The organism is Variovorax nivicola, assembly GCF_051216475.1.
Lineage (GTDB): Bacteria > Pseudomonadota > Gammaproteobacteria > Burkholderiales > Burkholderiaceae_C > Variovorax.
This window is the reverse complement of sequence record NZ_JBPJZK010000001.1, coordinates 1,087,828-1,102,671: the sequence shown is the minus strand read 5'-3', so window position 1 is coordinate 1,102,671 and position 14,844 is coordinate 1,087,828. Positions and strand designations below refer to the sequence as shown.

General features: G+C 66.1%; 15 protein-coding genes. 8 read left to right on the top strand and 7 right to left on the bottom strand.

The window, feature by feature from the left end:
• Positions 1–9 precede the first annotated feature (9 nt).
• Both ACSFBF_RS05155 and ACSFBF_RS05150 read left to right on the top strand, forming a co-directional pair.
• The gene (locus ACSFBF_RS05155) at positions 10–921 is read left to right on the top strand and encodes a delta(1)-pyrroline-2-carboxylate reductase family protein (RefSeq protein WP_435465265.1); all 912 of its coding nucleotides are present in this window, start codon (positions 10–12) and stop codon (positions 919–921) included.
• Positions 922–946: 25 nt separating this feature from the next.
• Complete coding sequence (locus ACSFBF_RS05150; protein WP_435465264.1) at positions 947–2,119, top strand: NAD(P)/FAD-dependent oxidoreductase; 1,173 nt, start codon at positions 947–949, stop codon at positions 2,117–2,119.
• Positions 2,120–2,131: 12 nt separating this feature from the next.
• Here the strand turns inward: ACSFBF_RS05150 and ACSFBF_RS05145 are convergent, their stop codons facing one another.
• On the bottom strand, positions 2,132–3,481 hold the full coding sequence (locus ACSFBF_RS05145) for a DUF3443 family protein (RefSeq protein WP_435465263.1): 1,350 nt from the start codon (positions 3,479–3,481) through the stop codon (positions 2,132–2,134).
• 35 nt (positions 3,482–3,516) lie between these two features.
• A complete protein-coding gene (locus ACSFBF_RS05140; protein WP_435465261.1) occupies positions 3,517–4,068 on the bottom strand; it encodes a DUF2844 domain-containing protein in 552 nt (183 codons plus the stop codon).
• A gap of 172 nt (positions 4,069–4,240) precedes the next feature.
• Between ACSFBF_RS05140 and ACSFBF_RS05135 the strand changes: the two genes are divergently transcribed.
• Positions 4,241–5,254 (top strand): class I fructose-bisphosphate aldolase, encoded by a 1,014-nt coding sequence (locus ACSFBF_RS05135; protein WP_435465259.1) that lies wholly within the window; start codon positions 4,241–4,243, stop codon positions 5,252–5,254.
• Positions 5,255–5,261: 7 nt separating this feature from the next.
• On the top strand, positions 5,262–6,560 hold the full coding sequence (locus tag ACSFBF_RS05130; RefSeq protein WP_435465257.1) for an acetyl-CoA hydrolase/transferase family protein: 1,299 nt from the start codon (positions 5,262–5,264) through the stop codon (positions 6,558–6,560).
• Between the two features lie 22 nt (positions 6,561–6,582).
• Here ACSFBF_RS05130 and msrA read toward each other — a convergent pair whose 3' ends face one another.
• From msrA to ACSFBF_RS05110, 4 genes are all read right to left on the bottom strand, one after another.
• The gene (gene msrA / locus ACSFBF_RS05125) at positions 6,583–7,284 is read right to left on the bottom strand and encodes a peptide-methionine (S)-S-oxide reductase MsrA (RefSeq protein ID WP_435465255.1); all 702 of its coding nucleotides are present in this window, start codon (positions 7,282–7,284) and stop codon (positions 6,583–6,585) included.
• 94 nt (positions 7,285–7,378) lie between these two features.
• The gene (locus ACSFBF_RS05120) at positions 7,379–7,630 is read right to left on the bottom strand and encodes a pentapeptide MXKDX repeat protein (protein WP_435465254.1); all 252 of its coding nucleotides are present in this window, start codon (positions 7,628–7,630) and stop codon (positions 7,379–7,381) included.
• A gap of 105 nt (positions 7,631–7,735) precedes the next feature.
• Positions 7,736–8,527, bottom strand: coding sequence for a molybdopterin-binding protein (locus tag ACSFBF_RS05115; protein WP_435465253.1), 792 nt, complete (start codon positions 8,525–8,527; stop codon positions 7,736–7,738).
• Positions 8,527–9,174: a cytochrome b/b6 domain-containing protein gene (locus tag ACSFBF_RS05110; RefSeq protein WP_435465251.1), complete on the bottom strand. Its 648-nt coding sequence runs from the start codon at positions 9,172–9,174 to the stop codon at positions 8,527–8,529. The genes ACSFBF_RS05115 and ACSFBF_RS05110 overlap by 1 nt, the downstream gene beginning before the upstream one ends.
• 99 nt (positions 9,175–9,273) lie before the next feature.
• On the opposite strand from ACSFBF_RS05110, the gene ACSFBF_RS05105 reads away from it, so the two are divergent.
• From ACSFBF_RS05105 to ACSFBF_RS05090, 4 genes are all read left to right on the top strand, one after another.
• Positions 9,274–9,999: a response regulator transcription factor gene (locus tag ACSFBF_RS05105; RefSeq protein WP_435465249.1), complete on the top strand. Its 726-nt coding sequence runs from the start codon at positions 9,274–9,276 to the stop codon at positions 9,997–9,999.
• On the top strand, positions 9,999–11,486 hold the full coding sequence (locus tag ACSFBF_RS05100) for a sensor histidine kinase (protein WP_435465929.1): 1,488 nt from the start codon (positions 9,999–10,001) through the stop codon (positions 11,484–11,486). Before ACSFBF_RS05105 ends, ACSFBF_RS05100 begins: the two co-directional genes overlap by 1 nt.
• 77 nt (positions 11,487–11,563) lie before the next feature.
• Positions 11,564–12,496 (top strand): crotonase/enoyl-CoA hydratase family protein, encoded by a 933-nt coding sequence (locus ACSFBF_RS05095; protein ID WP_435465247.1) that lies wholly within the window; start codon positions 11,564–11,566, stop codon positions 12,494–12,496.
• Between the two features lie 166 nt (positions 12,497–12,662).
• Positions 12,663–13,883 (top strand): glycerophosphodiester phosphodiesterase, encoded by a 1,221-nt coding sequence (locus ACSFBF_RS05090; RefSeq protein WP_435465927.1) that lies wholly within the window; start codon positions 12,663–12,665, stop codon positions 13,881–13,883.
• 27 nt (positions 13,884–13,910) lie between these two features.
• Here ACSFBF_RS05090 and ACSFBF_RS05085 read toward each other — a convergent pair whose 3' ends face one another.
• Positions 13,911–14,810 (bottom strand): transglutaminase family protein, encoded by a 900-nt coding sequence (locus tag ACSFBF_RS05085; RefSeq protein ID WP_435465246.1) that lies wholly within the window; start codon positions 14,808–14,810, stop codon positions 13,911–13,913.
• Positions 14,811–14,844 lie beyond the last annotated feature (34 nt).

Genomic DNA, 14,844 nt, shown 5'->3' with positions numbered 1-14,844 from the left:
GCGGCCCGCATGCGGACGCTGAACGCGGAGGAAACCGCTGCAGCCTTGCCATGGGGCGCGCTGGTCGAGGCGCTGCTGCAGATGTTCGAGCGTGAACGCAGCGGCGAGGCGCATGCGTCGCCACGCACCTCGGTGCCGCTCGCGGCCGGCGGTGTCATGCTGCTGATGCCGGCGGCCGACCAGCACTTTGCCGCGCTGAAGACGGTGACCGTGCACGCTAGCAATGCGGAACGAGACCTGCCGGTGGTGCAGGGCGACGTGACGTTGATGGACGCGGCCACCGGCACCCGGCTGCTTGCGATGGATGGCAATGTGCTGACGGCACGGCGCACTGCGGCGCTGTCTCTGGCCGGGGCAATCAGGGCAGGGCGCGCAGGCGCGGAGCGCATGCTGTTGATCGGCGCGGGCGTGCAGGCTCGCGCGCATGCCGAGGCCTTTGCTGCGGTGTGGGGCATGCGACATCTGAAGATCCACGCGCGAACGCAAGCCCATGCGGAGGCGTTGGCGCAGCACATGCGTTCGCTGGGCGTTGACGCCAGTGCGGTCGCCGATCCGGCGGCTGCGGCGGAAGAAGCCGACCTGATCGTCGCAGCAACCAACTCGCAAGACCCGGTGGTCCCGTCGCAGGCGCGGCCGGACACCACTGTGATCGCCATCGGCGCCTACCGCGCCGACATGGCCGAAGTGCCGCCCGAACTGGTGCGGCGCTGCGCCGTGTTTGTGGATACGCTGGAGGGAGCGCGCAGCGAGGCGGGCGACCTGATCCGGGCGGGTGCCGATTGGTCCACAGTGCAGGCCTTCTGCCACGCGTTGCCGGCACATGAAGGCCGCCCGGTGCTGGTCAAGACCGTGGGCCATGCGCTGTGGGACCTGGCGGCGGCGCGGCTGGCGTATGTGACGAATCAACAGCAGCATCAATGACGAGCAGCAAGAAGAAGGGCATTTCATGCGTCGTGTGGTGATCATCGGGGGCGGGGCCATCGGCTCCGCCATCGCCTACTTCCTGACCCGCAGCCCCGAAGAGGAGCCCTTCGAGGTCACGGTGGTCGAGCGCGACTTCTCGTACAAGCAGGCCTCGTCGGCGCTGTCGGCTAGCTCGATTCGCCAGCAGTTCTCCACCGCCATCAACATCGAGATGTCGCTCTACGGCATCGACTTCTTCCGCAATCTCGGCGAGACGCTGCGCGTGGGCGACGACGTGCCCGACATCGGCCTTGTAGAGCCCGGCTACCTGTACCTCGCCTCGCCAGCCGGTGTCGGCGTGCTGCGCGAGAACCACGCGATGCAGAAGGCGCACTCGGTGGATGTTGCGCTGATGACGCCTGACGAACTGAAGACACGCTTTCCGTGGATCTCGACCGAGGGCGTTGCGCTCGCATCGCTCGGCCTCTCGGGCGAAGGCTGGTACGACGGCTACAGCCTGCTGCAGGCCTTCCGCAAGAAGGCCGCCTCGCAAGGCGTGCGCTACGTGCAGGCGCATGCGACGGGCTTGCGCCGCAACGGGCGCACCGTGACCGGCGTGCAGCTCGACAGCGGCCAGACGCTGGAAGCTGACGTAGTCGTCAACGCCGCAGGCGCCTGGGCCGCGAAGGTCGCCGAATGGGCCGGCATCGACCTGCCCGTGCGCGGCCGCCGCCGCAGCGTGTTCAGCTTCTCGTGCCCCGACACACTGCCTGGCTGCCCGCTGGTGATCGACACCTCCGGCATCTGGCTGCGCCCCGAAGGCCGCCAGTTCATCTGCGGCTTCGCGCCGCCCGAAGACCAGGACCACGACGACGCGCCGCTCGAAGTCGAGTACGAAGCCTTCGACAGCTTCATCTGGCCGTCACTGGCCGAGCGCGTGCCGGCCTTCGAAGCCATTCGCATGACCGGCGCTTGGGCCGGCTACTACGAGATGAACGTGTTCGACCACAACGCCATCCTCGGCCTGCATCCTGACTGCGACAACCTGTTCTTTGCCAACGGCTTCTCGGGCCACGGTTTGCAGCAATGCCCGGCGGCTGGGCGAGGCGTGGCGGAGCTGATCCGCTTCGGTGAGTACCGCAGCCTCGATCTTTCGCCCGTGTCGTTCGCGCGAATCCTCGAGAACAGGCCTCTGCTCGAGAAGAACGTGATCTAGCCCTAGCTCTGATCAGGGAGTTGCCAATGCCGTGAACGGCCCTTGCTGGCCCAGCGCGGACTGCCCCTCGTTGAGCACGGCGACCAGCCTGCCGTAGAAGAGCGGAAGGCCGAAGTCGATGGCACCGCTGCCTGAGCTCGTGGCGGCGATGTTGTTGACCGCCACCACACCGGGGTTGCTCGTGAAGAGCGACTGTGCGCTCGCAACCGCGAAGCTCTGGCTCAATGGAGCTCCTACCGCGGCGGTGAAACTGGCGCTCAGGTCCAGTGTGCTGGTGGGGCAGTAGAAGCCGGCGAAGTTGCCGCTCTTCGCGCACTGGGTGATCGTGGAATCGTTCAGGAAGAAGAAGTTCGATCCGCTGTCGAGAAAGCTGTCGGGAAAACTCGTGTTCTTGTAGGTGGCCGAGACACTGAGCGTGCGCGGATTCGTCTGCAGCACCGTCGCTCCGCTCATGGCATTGTTGGCCTGCGTGGCTACGCCGAAGTAGAGCGTGCCCACCGTGACGCCCTGGCCCGCAGAGGAAATCGCCGGCAGGCTGAGCACGACCCCGTTGTTGTCCTGCGCGAAGTTGGCAACGACGTTCTGCGATTGCATCGCGACCGGCACCGCCGTGTTCTGGCACTGGCCTCCCGACGGGCAGGTGTAGTAGGTGGCTGCGATGGCCTGCTGCGCGCATGCGGAGCCGCAGTCCTGCAGGAAGGCGGCCACGCCGATGATGCCGTTCGTTCCCAGGTCCGCGGGGGTGTTCTCGGCCTGCAGCGTTCCGTTGTCCGAGCATGCGTTGGGCACGGTGCCAGACGCCGGGTCTCCTACGATCTGCAGCGGTTGCGAGCTTGCGGACTTCGGCCCCAGCGTGATGTCGGCAACCCGCATCGTTCCCCACGTATAGCCGTCGAGGAACTGCTCGCATGCGTTCAGTGGCGAGCCGTTCACAGTCTCCTGCGGCAAGGCCGCCTGCATCGACGAATTGAGCGCTGCGGCGGCGATGCGCAAGCCCGTGGAGCCGGTGTCGACCAGCACGTTGTCGATGGTCTGGCATGTGCCGGTTCCCGGCACGCAGAGTTGCACGCTGACCTGTGGAAGGTTGACCCCATTCGAATCGGTTCCGTGCGACACGGTGAGGGACATCGAGTTCTGCGAGCTTGTCGTGGGGGCCTGTGTGGTGGCCGGTGCCGAAGTCGATGCGGGGCTGCTGGTGGGCAGCAGCGCGATCGGCAGGGCTCCACCGCCTCCGCCGCCCCCGCCGCCGCAGGCGACGAGTCCCAGCAGGCCTGCGGCGCATGCCGACGCTGCAGCCGCTCGGAGAATCATCAAGGTCCTGGTGCCGGCAGCGCGCCGGTTGCCTGCTTGTCGTTGTTCCATGGGCACGGTGTGTGGTTGCAAGCGGGTTGAAAGGATCAGGAGCCTTGTTCCGGGATGGACAGCGTGTTTGGGTCGAGGCCCGGAGGCAGCATCCGGGGCAGCCAGGCAACACCCGTCGAGGAACGCTGGTGCGCCGAGGCATGCACCGCGAAGGTCTCGTCCGCCTGCGAGGTCGTGCCGTGGGAGCCCCTGCCTTGCTGGCGCAGCTCGCGTGCGTTGCGGGACATCTGCGTGGCGTAGCGCGTGCCCAGCAGCACCGACAGCTCCGGCCTGTGCGAGCCGCGCCACGCCACCGCGAACACGGTGCCGTCGGTCGTCAGGTATTCGCGCTGGATCAACCCATCGGGCAGCGTGACTTCACGCATGCTCCAGCTGGCGGCCGCTTCAGCCGTTGCGCTGCCGGTCGTCTGATTGGTGGCCTTGCGCGACTCGATGGCGACGCGCTGGCCGGGGCCCATGGTGGGAGCGCCACCCAGCTCCGCGAATGCGGAAGGTGCTGTGAACACGGCTGCGGCGAGCGCGAGCCCGGCCAGCACTGCGGGCCCTTTGACGCGGCGCGCATGACACTTTCGTGAACCGTGTTCCATTCAGGCTTCCTTTCCGTCTCGACGCGCGAAGGTTACTGTCCGTTGGCTTCGGCTTGATAAAGACCCACGGCGCAGCATTGGCTGAAACACGAAGTCGGCCAGCGATCAGGTTCACGGTGTTAACGAGTCGTCCGCGAGGGCGTAGGATGGCCGCCGGAAAGGTGTACCGCCCATGACCGCACAGACATTGATCGACACCGCCCGCGCGCTCGTCGCTGGCGACAAGGGCTTGCTCGCGATGGACGAGAGCAATGCCACCTGCAACAAGCGCTTCGCCACGCTGGGCATCCCGCAGACCGAGGCGGCGCGGCGCGACTGGCGAGAGTTGATCGTCACCGCGCCGGGGCTGGGTGACAGCATCAGCGGCGCGATCCTGTTCGACGAGACGATCCGCCAGAAGACCAATGCGGGCAAGCCCTTTGCCAAGGCGCTGGAGGACGTGGGCATCATTCCGGGCATCAAGGTCGACACGGGAGCGAAGCCGCTGGCCGGACATCCCGGCGAGACCGTCACCGAAGGGCTGGACGGGTTGCGCGAGCGCCTAGCCGAATACGCCGGTATGGGCGCGCGCTTTGCCAAGTGGCGGGGCGTGATCGCCATCGGCGATGGCCTGCCGACGCGCGCATGCATTCGCGTCAACGCCCATGCGCTCGCTCGCTATGCCGCGCTGTGCCAGGAAGCCGGCCTGGTGCCCATCGTCGAGCCCGAGGTGCTGATGGATGGAAGCCATTCGCTCGCGCGCTGCGCCGAAGTTACCGAAGAAGTGCTGCACAAGACCTTCGCCGAACTGCGCGCGCAAGGCGTGCTGCTCGAAGGCATGCTGCTGAAGCCGAACATGGTGCTGCCGGGGCAGAAGGCCGCTGTGCAGGATTCTGTAGAGGCGGTCGCGGAGGCCACGGTGAACTGCCTGCTGCGCACCGTGCCCGCCGCAGTGCCCGGCGTGGCGTTTCTCTCGGGCGGCCAGTCGGCGCAGCTGGCTTCTGCCCGGCTGAATGAAATGAACATCCGGTTCAAGTCGCGCATGCCGTGGGCGCTGGCCTTCTCGTTCTCCCGCGCGGTGCAGCAGCCCGCGCTCGATGCATGGAAGGGCGACGCTGCCAACGTGCCCGTCGCGCAGCAGGCGCTGGTGCGCCGCACCCGGGCCAACCAGGCCGCGCGTCGCGGCGACTACAAGAAAGAGGCATAGATCGCGCATGACGACGCTCCAGGACCTGTACCGCCAGAAGCTCGCATCCCCCGTCGACGCTGTGCGCCAGGTGCGCAACGGCGACATGATCGTCGTGCCGACGGGAGTCGGCGAGCCGCCCACGCTGCTCACGGCGCTGTCGGAGCAGCGCCGCGATTTCCGCGACGTGAAGGTCGCGCAGATTCTTGCGATGCGCAAGTACGCCTACATCGACCCCGAGACGGTCGAGCACGTGCGCCACGTCGCGCTGTTCTTCGGTGGTGCCACCCGCGCAGGCGGGCAGGAGGGCTGGATCGACTTTCTTCCGAACTACTTCTCGGAGATTCCGGCGCAGATCGAGCGCGGGCAGATTCCGACCGAGGTGGTCTTCAGCATGGCCTCGCCGATGGACGCGCATGGCTACTTTGCCCTGAGCCTGGGCGCCGACTACACGATGGCCGCCGTCGCAAAGGCTCGCGCCGTGGTGCTGGAGGTGAACCCGAACGTGCCCTTCGCATACGGCGCCTGCCATGTGCACATTTCGCAGGTGGCCGCGCTGGTGGAGAACGAGGCGCCGGTAATGGAGGTCGGCCTGCCGAAGATCGGTGTGGTGCAGGAGGCCATCGGCAAGTACGTGGCCGACCTGATCGACGACGGCTCGACCTTGCAGATCGGCTACGGCGGTATTCCCGATGCGGTGGTCATGCAGCTCACGCACAAGCATGACCTTGGCATCCACACTGAAATGATCGGCGACGGCATTCTCACGCTGGTGGAGAGCGGGGCCGTCACCAACCGGCGCAAGAACTACCTGCCGGGCAAGTCGATCGCCACCTTCGCGCTGGGGTCGAGCAAGCTCTACCGCTTCATGGACCGCAATCCGGCGCTGGAGATGCACCCGGTGAACTTCACCAACGACCCAGCGCTGGCGGGGCTCAACGACAACCTCATCGCCATCAACGCAACGATGCAGATCGATCTGCTGGGCCAGTGCGGCTCCGAGAGCCTGGGCCATGCGCCGTACTCGGGTACGGGCGGGCAGTCGGACTTCGTGCGCGCGGCGAATCGCTCGCGTGGCGGCAAGGCTTTCATCGTGCTGCCCTCGACGGCCAAGGGCGACACCATCTCGCGCATCGTGCCTTCGCTATCGCCGGGCACGCATGTGAGCACGAGCAAGAACGACATCAACTACGTGGTCACCGAATACGGCGTGGCCCAGTTGCGAGGCAAGTCGGCGAAGCAGCGGGCGCGCGAGCTCATCGGCATCGCGCATCCGGCCTTCCGGGCGGAGCTGACCGAGCAGGCCAGGCGGCTGAAGCTGCTGTAGGCCTGCCGAGTCCGCCAGTCGATCAGCCGGCCTTTGCCGCCTTCACCAGCGAAGGCGTTGCCTTGTAGCTTTCCGGGAACAGCTTCTTCAGGTCGTCGATCTTCGGCATGTCATTGATCGCGATGTAGGGCTGGCTCGGGTGCAGCGTCAGGTAGTCCTGGTGATAGTCCTCGGCCGCATAGAAGGGCTTGGACATCTCGATCGTGGTGGCCAGCGGCTTGCCGAAGGTCTTGGCCTGGTTCAGCTGTGCGATGTAGGCGGTGGCAATGCGCGCCTGCTCGGCGTTTTCGGCGAACACGGTGGAGCGGTATTGCGTGCCGGTGTCCGGGCCCTGGCGGTTGAGTTCGGTCGGGTCGTGAGCCACCGAGAAGTAGATCTGCAGCAGCTTGCCGTAGCTGACCTGCTGCGGGTCGTAGGTGATGCGTACTGATTCGGCATGGCCCGTGCGGCCCGAGCCGACTTCGTCGTAGCGCGCTGTCTTGGCGTCGCCGCCAGCGTAGCCCGAGACGGCATTGCTCACGCCCTTGACCCGTTGGAACACGCCCTGCACGCCCCAGAAACAGCCGCCAGCGAATACGGCGGTTTCGGTCTTCGCGGCCGGCGGTGCCACAAGGTCAGCCGTGGGCGCGGGCACACGGCGGGCGGTTTCGGCGAACGAGGGCACCGCGTGCCAGACCAGTGCGGCGGCAGCCAGCGTGCCGGCGGTGAGTGCGAGGGATTTCATGATGCTTCCTTGGGGGGACGGGTTCTCTGTGTTGACGCGACATTGACGCCGAATCTTCCGGGCGTCAATGGCGCTTGCGAGGTGCCTTGCCTGCTTACTTCTTCATTTCGTCCTTGCCCATGGCGTCTTTCTTCATGGCGTCCTTGGACATCGAGTCTTTGGCCATCGAATCCTTCTTCATGGCGTCTTTCGACATGGAGTCCTTCGCCATCGAGTCTTTCTTCATGGCGTCCTTGGACATCGAATCCTTTGCCATGCCGTCTTTCGCCATTTCGTCCGCGGCGAAAGCCGAGGCGCCGGCGAAGGCCATGCAGGTTGCGAGCAGGGTTGCGGTGAGCTTGTTCATTGGAGTCTTCCTGGGTTGAGTTTGGATTTCGTTTCAAAGATCGGCCTGGTTACAGTGAACTGGGCCTCGCGCTTTCTTCGGCAGTCGAGCGGCTGTGTCAGCCCCTCAGCTCCCTCCGAACCAGTTGTAGCCCTGGTCTTCCCAGTAGCCACCTGTGTAGGTGTTGGTGACGAACATCGCCTTGATGTGCTTCGGGTTCTTGTAGCCAAGCTTGGTCGGCATGCGCAGCTTCATCGGAAAGCCGTACTTGGGCGGCAGCGGTTGGCCGTCGTAGGTCAGCGTCAGCAGCGTCTGCGGGTGCAGCGCGGTGGGCATGTCGATGCTGGTGTAGTAGTCGTCCGCGCACTTGAAGCCGACGTACTTGGCTGTCAGGTCGGCGCCGATGTGGCGCAGGAAGTCGGCAAAGCGCACGCCGCCCCATTTGCCGATGGCGCTCCAGCCTTCCACGCAGATGTGCCGCGTGATCTGGTCGTGCTGCGGCATGGCGCGCAGCTCTGCCAGCGTCCAGGCATGCTTGTCGGCGACCATGCCGGTCACTTCGAGCTTGTAGCTGGCTTCGTCTACTTCGCGCACCTCGTCTTCGCCGTAGTAGGCGTTGAATGGAAAGGGGCGCGTGATCTCTGCCTCGGTATAGGTCGGGGCGAGCTGCGTGGGGCTGAAGATCAGGCCCTGCACCTTGTCGTTGAAGCGCGAGATCTTCGTGAGCGCGGCTTCCACCTGCGCGTTGTCGCTGATGCTGCAGCCCGTGAGCAGCGAGAGGCCACCTAGCGTGAGCGAGCGTTGCAGGAAGATGCGGCGTGAAGGCTGGTCGAGCTTCTTCGCGATCAGCGTGCGGGCTTCGTGCAGCACGGCGTCGCCGTCGATGCCGCTCAGGGTGGGGGCTTTGAAGATTTTCATCAGGCTTTGGGCGTGCGGCCGCGGATCATGGTGAGGAGGGTGCGGGGCACCAAGGCCACCATCACCAGATGCACGACGACGAAGGCGACGATGGCGGCCATGCCGAAGAAGTGGATGCGGCGCGCAAACTCGTAGCCGCCCAGCAGCTCGCGCAGCACGGGGAACTGCACCGACTTCCACAGCACCAGGCCCGAGAGCACGATCACGATCAGGTCGAGCATCACGAACAGGTAGGCCAGCTTCTGTACGCTGTTGTAGTGGCGCGGGTCGGCGTGCGAGAGCTTGCCTTTCAGTGCGGCCAGCGCGTCGTGCCAGATGCCGGCCGGCGTCACCGGAAAGAACTTGCGGGCCAGCCGGCCGCTGGCGATGTTCATCGTCAGGTACACGAAGCCGTTGAACACCAGCAGCCACATCGCCGCAAAGTGCCACTGCAGCGCACCGCCGAGCCAACCGCCGAGCGTTATCACGGTCGGAATGGTGAACGGGAAGAAAGGCGCTGCGTCATAGATGCGCCAGCCGCTAGTCACCAGGATCACCACGGCCAGCGCGTTGAGCCAGTGCGTGATGCGCATCCACAGCGGATGGATGGGGCGCCGATCGACCTCAGGGGCCGGCGCGGCAAGTGGGGCGATGACTGTGCTGTTCATGGGGCGGATTGTTGGGCGCACCCCATGGCCGATTCATCACGCAAAGTTCAATTAATCGTGATAACTCCAGAAGCCGTATCGCGGGACAATGGCGCCACCATGGACACTGCCAAGCGCGTGCTGATCGTCGAGGACGACGCCCACATTGCCGAACTCCTGCGCATGCACTTGCGCGACGAAGGCTATGCGGTCGAGCGCGCCGCCGACGGCCACGCCGGCCTGCGCGAACTGGAGCGCGGCAACTGGGACGCGCTGGTGCTCGACCTGATGCTGCCCGGCATCGACGGCCTCGAAATCTGCCGCCGTGCTCGCGCCATGACGCGCTACACGCCGATCATCATCATCAGCGCGCGGTCGAGCGAGGTGCACCGCATCCTCGGCCTGGAGCTGGGCGCCGACGATTACCTGGCCAAGCCTTTCTCGGTGCTGGAGCTGGTGGCGCGCGTGAAGGCGCTGCTGCGGCGCACCGACGCGCTGGCGCGCAATGCACGCATGGAGTCGGGCAGCCTCACGCTTGGCAACCTCGACATCGAGCCGCTGGCGCGCGAGGTGCGCGTGGACGGCAAGCTCATCGAGCTCACGCCGCGCGAGTTCGACCTGCTGTATTTCTTCGCGCGCAACCCCGGCAAGGTGTTCTCGCGGCTCGACCTGCTCAACCAGGTCTGGGGCTACCAGCACGACGGCTACGAGCACACCGTCAACACGCACATCAACCGGCTGCGCACCAAGGTCGAGGCCGATCCGGCGGAGCCGCGGCGCATCCTCACGGTGTGGGGGCGCGGCTACAAGCTGTCGGCCACTGCGAACGGGGAGGACTCCGCGTGATGGCGTGGGCCACGCTGTCGCGGCGGCTGTCGGCCGTGTTCGCGGTGCTGCTGCTGGTGTGCTGCGGGGCCTCGGCGTGGCTGCAGATGCGCTCCAACGGCATCCACGAGCAGGAGGTCATCCAGCGCCTGTCGCTCGGGCTCGCGGCGCACATCGCCGAGAACTCCGAGCTCATGAAGCCCGGCGGGCTCAACCAGGAAGCGGTGAAGGACCTGTTCGACAAGCTCATGGCCGTCAACCCGAGCGTGGAGGTCTACCTGCTGGGGCTGGACGGCCGCATCAAGGCGCAGGCCGCACCGCTGGGGCACCTGAAGCGCGACAAGGTCGAGCTGGGGCCGATCCGCAAGCTGCTGTCGGGCGCGCCGCTGCCCATCGGGGGCGACGATCCGCGCAGCTCCAGCGCGTCCAAGGTGTTCAGCGCCGCACCGCTGCGCATGGACGGGCGCGACGTGGGCTACGTCTACGTGGTGCTGCAGGGCGAAGACCACGACGCGCTGGTCGCCAATGCGGCGACCGACAACGTGCTGCGCACCACGCTGTGGTCGATGGGCCTGGTGGCGCTGCTCGGGCTGCTCGCGGGCCTCGCGGCATTCCGCCTCATCACCCGGCCGCTGCGCGAGCTGACCTCGGCCGTCAAGCGCTTCGAGACCGAAGGCATCGCCTCGCTCGAAAGCGAAGCGCCCACGCTGGAGCGTCTCTCGCACGGCCGCGACGAAATCGCGCAGCTGGGCCAGGCCTTCACGCAGATGACGCGCCGCATCGCCGAACAATGGCGCGAGCTGACCCTGCAGGACCAGCAGCGCCGCGAGCTGTTCGCCAACATTTCGCACGACCTGCGCACGCCGCTCACGTCGCTGCACGGGTATCTCGAAACGCTGCTGCTCAAGGCCGGCACGCTCAGCGAGGAAGAGCGGCGGCGCTATCTGGAGATTGCGCTGGGCCAGAGCCGCAAGGTCGGCCGTCTCGCGCAGGAAGTGTTCGAACTGGCGCGCCTCGAATACGGTGTGGTCAAGCCCGAGAAGGAAAACTTTGCACTCGCCGATCTCGTGCAGGACGTGTTCCAGAAGTTCGAGCTGGCGGCCGAGGCGAGGCATCAACGCCTCAAGCCCGACATCGCGCCGGGCCTGCCGGTGGTGTCGGCCGACCTCGGCATGATCGAGCGCGTGCTGACCAACCTGCTCGACAACGCGATCCGCCACACGCCCGAGGGCGGCGAGATCGTGGTGCAGCTGCGCGCGGAGAACGCGGGCGTGACGGTGCAGGTGAGCGACACGGGCCCCGGCATTCCGGGCGAGCTGCAGCCGGCCCTGTTCATGCGCCCCGTGTTCATGAGCGGTTCGCGCACCGACAGCGCGAGCAGCGGCGGGCTGGGCCTGGTGATCGTGAAGCGCATTCTGCAGCTGCACGGCAGCGACATCCGGCTTGTGCAGCAGCCGGACAAGGGTGCGGTGTTTCGCTTTCAGCTGGGTGGTGCGGCGGGGGCCTGAAGAGCTTGCAGGTTTGCCTGTGCGTGGGTGACGATGCTGGAAGAGCAGCACAACCCTCACGCAAGGAGACAAGCCAGATGCCAGCCTTCAACACCGTCCTGATCGACAAGGACCCGCAGCACCCGCGCATCGCGCGCCTCGTGCTCAACCGGCCCGACAAGCTCAACGCCATCGGCGAGACCACGCCTTCGGAGATTCGACGCGCGGTCGAATGGGCCGAAGCCGACGACGAGGTGCACGTGATCGTGGTCGAAGGCGCAGGCCGCGCCTTCTGCGCCGGCTACGACCTCGGCGACTATGCCGAAGGCCATGGCCGCGAGGGTGACGGTGAGCAGGGCGACCACCCCTGCCGGCAAGAGAAAACGCCGTGGGACCCGATGCTCGACTACGCCGCCATGAAGCGCAACACAGGCGACTTCATGTCCCTGTGGCACAGCCGCAAGCCCACCATCGCCAAGGTACATGGCTATGCGGTTGCGGGCGGCAGCGACATCGCGCTGTGCTGCGACCTGCTGACCATGGCCGACGACGCGCGCATCGGCTACATGCCCACGCGCGTGTGGGGTTGCCCGACCACTGCGATGTGGACCTATCGCCTCGGCGCCATGCGCGCCAAGCAGCTCATGTTCACGGGCGACACCATTCCCGGCACACAGGCGGCAGAGTGGGGACTGGCCAATTTCTCGGTGCCTGCCGATCAGCTCGACGACGCCACGCTGAAGCTCGCGTTGCGCATTGCGGGCGTGCCGCGTTCGCATCTGATGATGCACAAGCTGGTCGTCAACCAGGTCTGGCATTCGATGGGTCTGGAGCAAAGCCAGATGTTCGCGACCGTGTTCGATGGCATCACGCGTCACAACCCCGAGGGGATGTGGTTCAGGCGTCAGGCGGAGGCCGAAGGCTTCAAGAGCGCAGTGCAGTGGCGCGACAGTGGCCGGCCGATTCCCGAAGGTGACGAAGCCCGCGCGCTCATCGCCGAGCTCGAAGCGAAGCTGGCAGCGCGCGGCTGATCCGGTACGGGCGGGCGCCTGTGCGCGCCGATGGCCCTTTGTCGCGTGGTGCATGTCACGCGACCGACACCTCTCCTCTCGATGATCCGGCGCGCCTGTTGCCAAACTGCTTGGCAGCTAAAGGCGGGGATATTTACATCAATAGAAACAAATGGGGGGAATTTCAATGCAGTTGTTAACTTTTTCCAGGACCACCCTGGCGGCTTGTGCCTGCGCGTTCATGGCGGCATGCGGTGGTGGCAGTGGCGGCGGCATGCCCGCGCTGCCCGTTGCGCCGGCGTCACCGCCGGCACCGGCTCCCGCTCCGGCCCCTGCACCAGCGCCAGCACCCGTGGAGGCCGCACCCGTGCTCGTCATCGGCCATCGCGGCGCTTCGGCATCGCGGCCCGAGCACACGCTGGCTTCGTACCAGCAGGCCATCGACGACGGGGCCGATTTCATCGAACCCGACTTGGTGCCCACCAAGGACGGCGAACTGGTTGCCCGCCACGAAAACGCCATCGCCATCGTCGACGCCTCGGGCAACGTGATCGAGGCCACCACCAACGTGGCCGACGTGCCGAAGTTCGCTGGCCGCAAGGCCACCAAGACCATCGACGGCATCTCGATCACCGGCTGGTTCACCGAAGACTTCACGCTGGCCGAACTCAAGGAGCTGAAGGCTCGCGAGCGCATTCCGAAGCTGCGCCCGGCCAACGTGTCGTACAACGACCAGTTCCAGGTGCCGACGCTCGACGAGGTGATCCAGCTAGCCAAGACGCAGTCGGTGGCCAAGGGTCGCGTGATCGGCATCTACCCCGAGACCAAGCACCCAACCTACTTCCGCTCGATCGGCCTGCCGCTCGAGAAGAAGCTACTCGACACCTTGCAAAAGCACGACCTGAACAAGGCTGATGCTCCGGTGTTCGTGCAGTCCTTCGAGACTGGCAACCTGAAGGACATCCGCCTGAAGAGCACGGTGAAGATCGTCCAGCTCGTCTACTCGGCGGGCGCGCCCTACGACCTCGAGGTCCTGGGCGACAAGCGAACCTATGCCGATCTCAAGAAGCCCGAGGGCCTGGCCGAGATCGCGACCTATGCGCAGGGTATCGGCGCGGACAAGGCGAGCGTGATCCCGGTGGTCAACGGCAAGCTGGGCACGCCGACCACGCTCGTGAAGGACGCGCACGAGAAGAAGCTGCAGGTCCACATCTGGACGATCCGGCCCGAGAACAACTTCCTGCTCGACAGCTTCAAGAAGGAGCCCAAGACCGACCCGACTGCGTACGGCGACACGGCCGGAGAGATCAAGGCTTTTCTCGACGTGGGCATCGATGGCCTCTTCGCCGACAGCCCCGCCACGGCGGTGCCGGTGGTCAAGGCGTATCGGGCGGCGCGGTCGAGGTAGGGGCGCGAAAGCGAGGCCCGGCGGCGCTCAGTTCTTGCGACGCGTGACGACCACCGTCGCTTCAAGGCCTTCGTAGGCCTCGGCGTCGCCATACCAGCTGCCCGAGATGGGCGCTGCCTGCGCCGGGTCGCGCGTGACGCCGACGCGGATCAACTGGCCGCTGCCCATCAGGTTGTTGGTCGGATCGAAGGCCAGCCAGCCGATGCCCGGCAGATAGGCCTGCAGCCAGGCGTGCGTGGTGCCGGCGCCGGTCATCGATTCGCCCTTGGTCTGGGCGGCGTTGTCGAGCGCGGCGTCGTAGAGATAGCCGGAGACGAAGCGCGTCGCTATGCCCAGGCGCCGCGCGGCTTCCATCATCAGCAGGGCGTAGTCGCGGCAACTGCCGCTGCCGAGCGCCAGCGTGACGAGCGGCGACTGCGTGCCTTCTTCGTCGCGCGCCTTGTATTCGAGGCTCTGGCCGATGTGCGCGTTCATGCGCGTGAGCACTTCGCGGGTGCTGTTGGGCTTGTCGGTGTGCAGGAACTGGTGGGCCCAGCGGATCAGCGTGCCCTGGTTGTCGTCGTCGTGGTGCGGGCGCAGGTAGTGCTCGAGGTCGAGGCGCTCCTGCACCGAATAGGCGAAGGGCAAAAATTCAGCGGCCGGGTCGAGCGCCAGTTGGTCCTGCTGCGCCGGCACGTGCTCGATGGTGAAAGAGCAGACGATGCGCAACTCGGTCGCCTCGCCCATGGGCTGCACCAGCGCCACAGAATTGGAATGCGGGTCTTGAATGAGCCGTGTGAAGGCCTGCGGGCTCACCTGCAGGTCGGTGGCCAGCACGCGCAGGTCGTGGCTGTCGCGCGGACGGAACATCACGCGGTGCAAGCCGAAGGTGACCGGCTTGTTGTAGCGATAGACGGTGGTGTGCTTGATGTCGTACTGGATGGCCATGCGGTGCATTCTCAGCGTTCGCGTGGCAAAACGG

What these genes read in the sequence shown, in the direction of transcription:
- ACSFBF_RS05155 (WP_435465265.1), top strand. Translation starts at nt 10, where the DNA reads ATGCGGACGCTGAACGCGGAGGAAACCGCTGCAGCCTTGCCATGGGGC.
- ACSFBF_RS05150 (WP_435465264.1), top strand. Translation starts at nt 947, where the DNA reads ATGCGTCGTGTGGTGATCATCGGGGGCGGGGCCATCGGCTCCGCCATC.
- ACSFBF_RS05145 (WP_435465263.1), bottom strand. Translation starts at nt 3,481, where the DNA reads ATGGAACAACGACAAGCAGGCAACCGGCGCGCTGCCGGCACCAGGACC.
- ACSFBF_RS05140 (WP_435465261.1), bottom strand. Translation starts at nt 4,068, where the DNA reads ATGGAACACGGTTCACGAAAGTGTCATGCGCGCCGCGTCAAAGGGCCC.
- ACSFBF_RS05135 (WP_435465259.1), top strand. Translation starts at nt 4,241, where the DNA reads ATGACCGCACAGACATTGATCGACACCGCCCGCGCGCTCGTCGCTGGC.
- ACSFBF_RS05130 (WP_435465257.1), top strand. Translation starts at nt 5,262, where the DNA reads ATGACGACGCTCCAGGACCTGTACCGCCAGAAGCTCGCATCCCCCGTC.
- msrA (WP_435465255.1), bottom strand. Translation starts at nt 7,284, where the DNA reads ATGAAATCCCTCGCACTCACCGCCGGCACGCTGGCTGCCGCCGCACTG.
- ACSFBF_RS05120 (WP_435465254.1), bottom strand. Translation starts at nt 7,630, where the DNA reads ATGAACAAGCTCACCGCAACCCTGCTCGCAACCTGCATGGCCTTCGCC.
- ACSFBF_RS05115 (WP_435465253.1), bottom strand. Translation starts at nt 8,527, where the DNA reads ATGAAAATCTTCAAAGCCCCCACCCTGAGCGGCATCGACGGCGACGCC.
- ACSFBF_RS05110 (WP_435465251.1), bottom strand. Translation starts at nt 9,174, where the DNA reads ATGAACAGCACAGTCATCGCCCCACTTGCCGCGCCGGCCCCTGAGGTC.
- ACSFBF_RS05105 (WP_435465249.1), top strand. Translation starts at nt 9,274, where the DNA reads ATGGACACTGCCAAGCGCGTGCTGATCGTCGAGGACGACGCCCACATT.
- ACSFBF_RS05100 (WP_435465929.1), top strand. Translation starts at nt 9,999, where the DNA reads ATGGCGTGGGCCACGCTGTCGCGGCGGCTGTCGGCCGTGTTCGCGGTG.
- ACSFBF_RS05095 (WP_435465247.1), top strand. Translation starts at nt 11,564, where the DNA reads ATGCCAGCCTTCAACACCGTCCTGATCGACAAGGACCCGCAGCACCCG.
- ACSFBF_RS05090 (WP_435465927.1), top strand. Translation starts at nt 12,663, where the DNA reads ATGCAGTTGTTAACTTTTTCCAGGACCACCCTGGCGGCTTGTGCCTGC.
- ACSFBF_RS05085 (WP_435465246.1), bottom strand. Translation starts at nt 14,810, where the DNA reads ATGGCCATCCAGTACGACATCAAGCACACCACCGTCTATCGCTACAAC.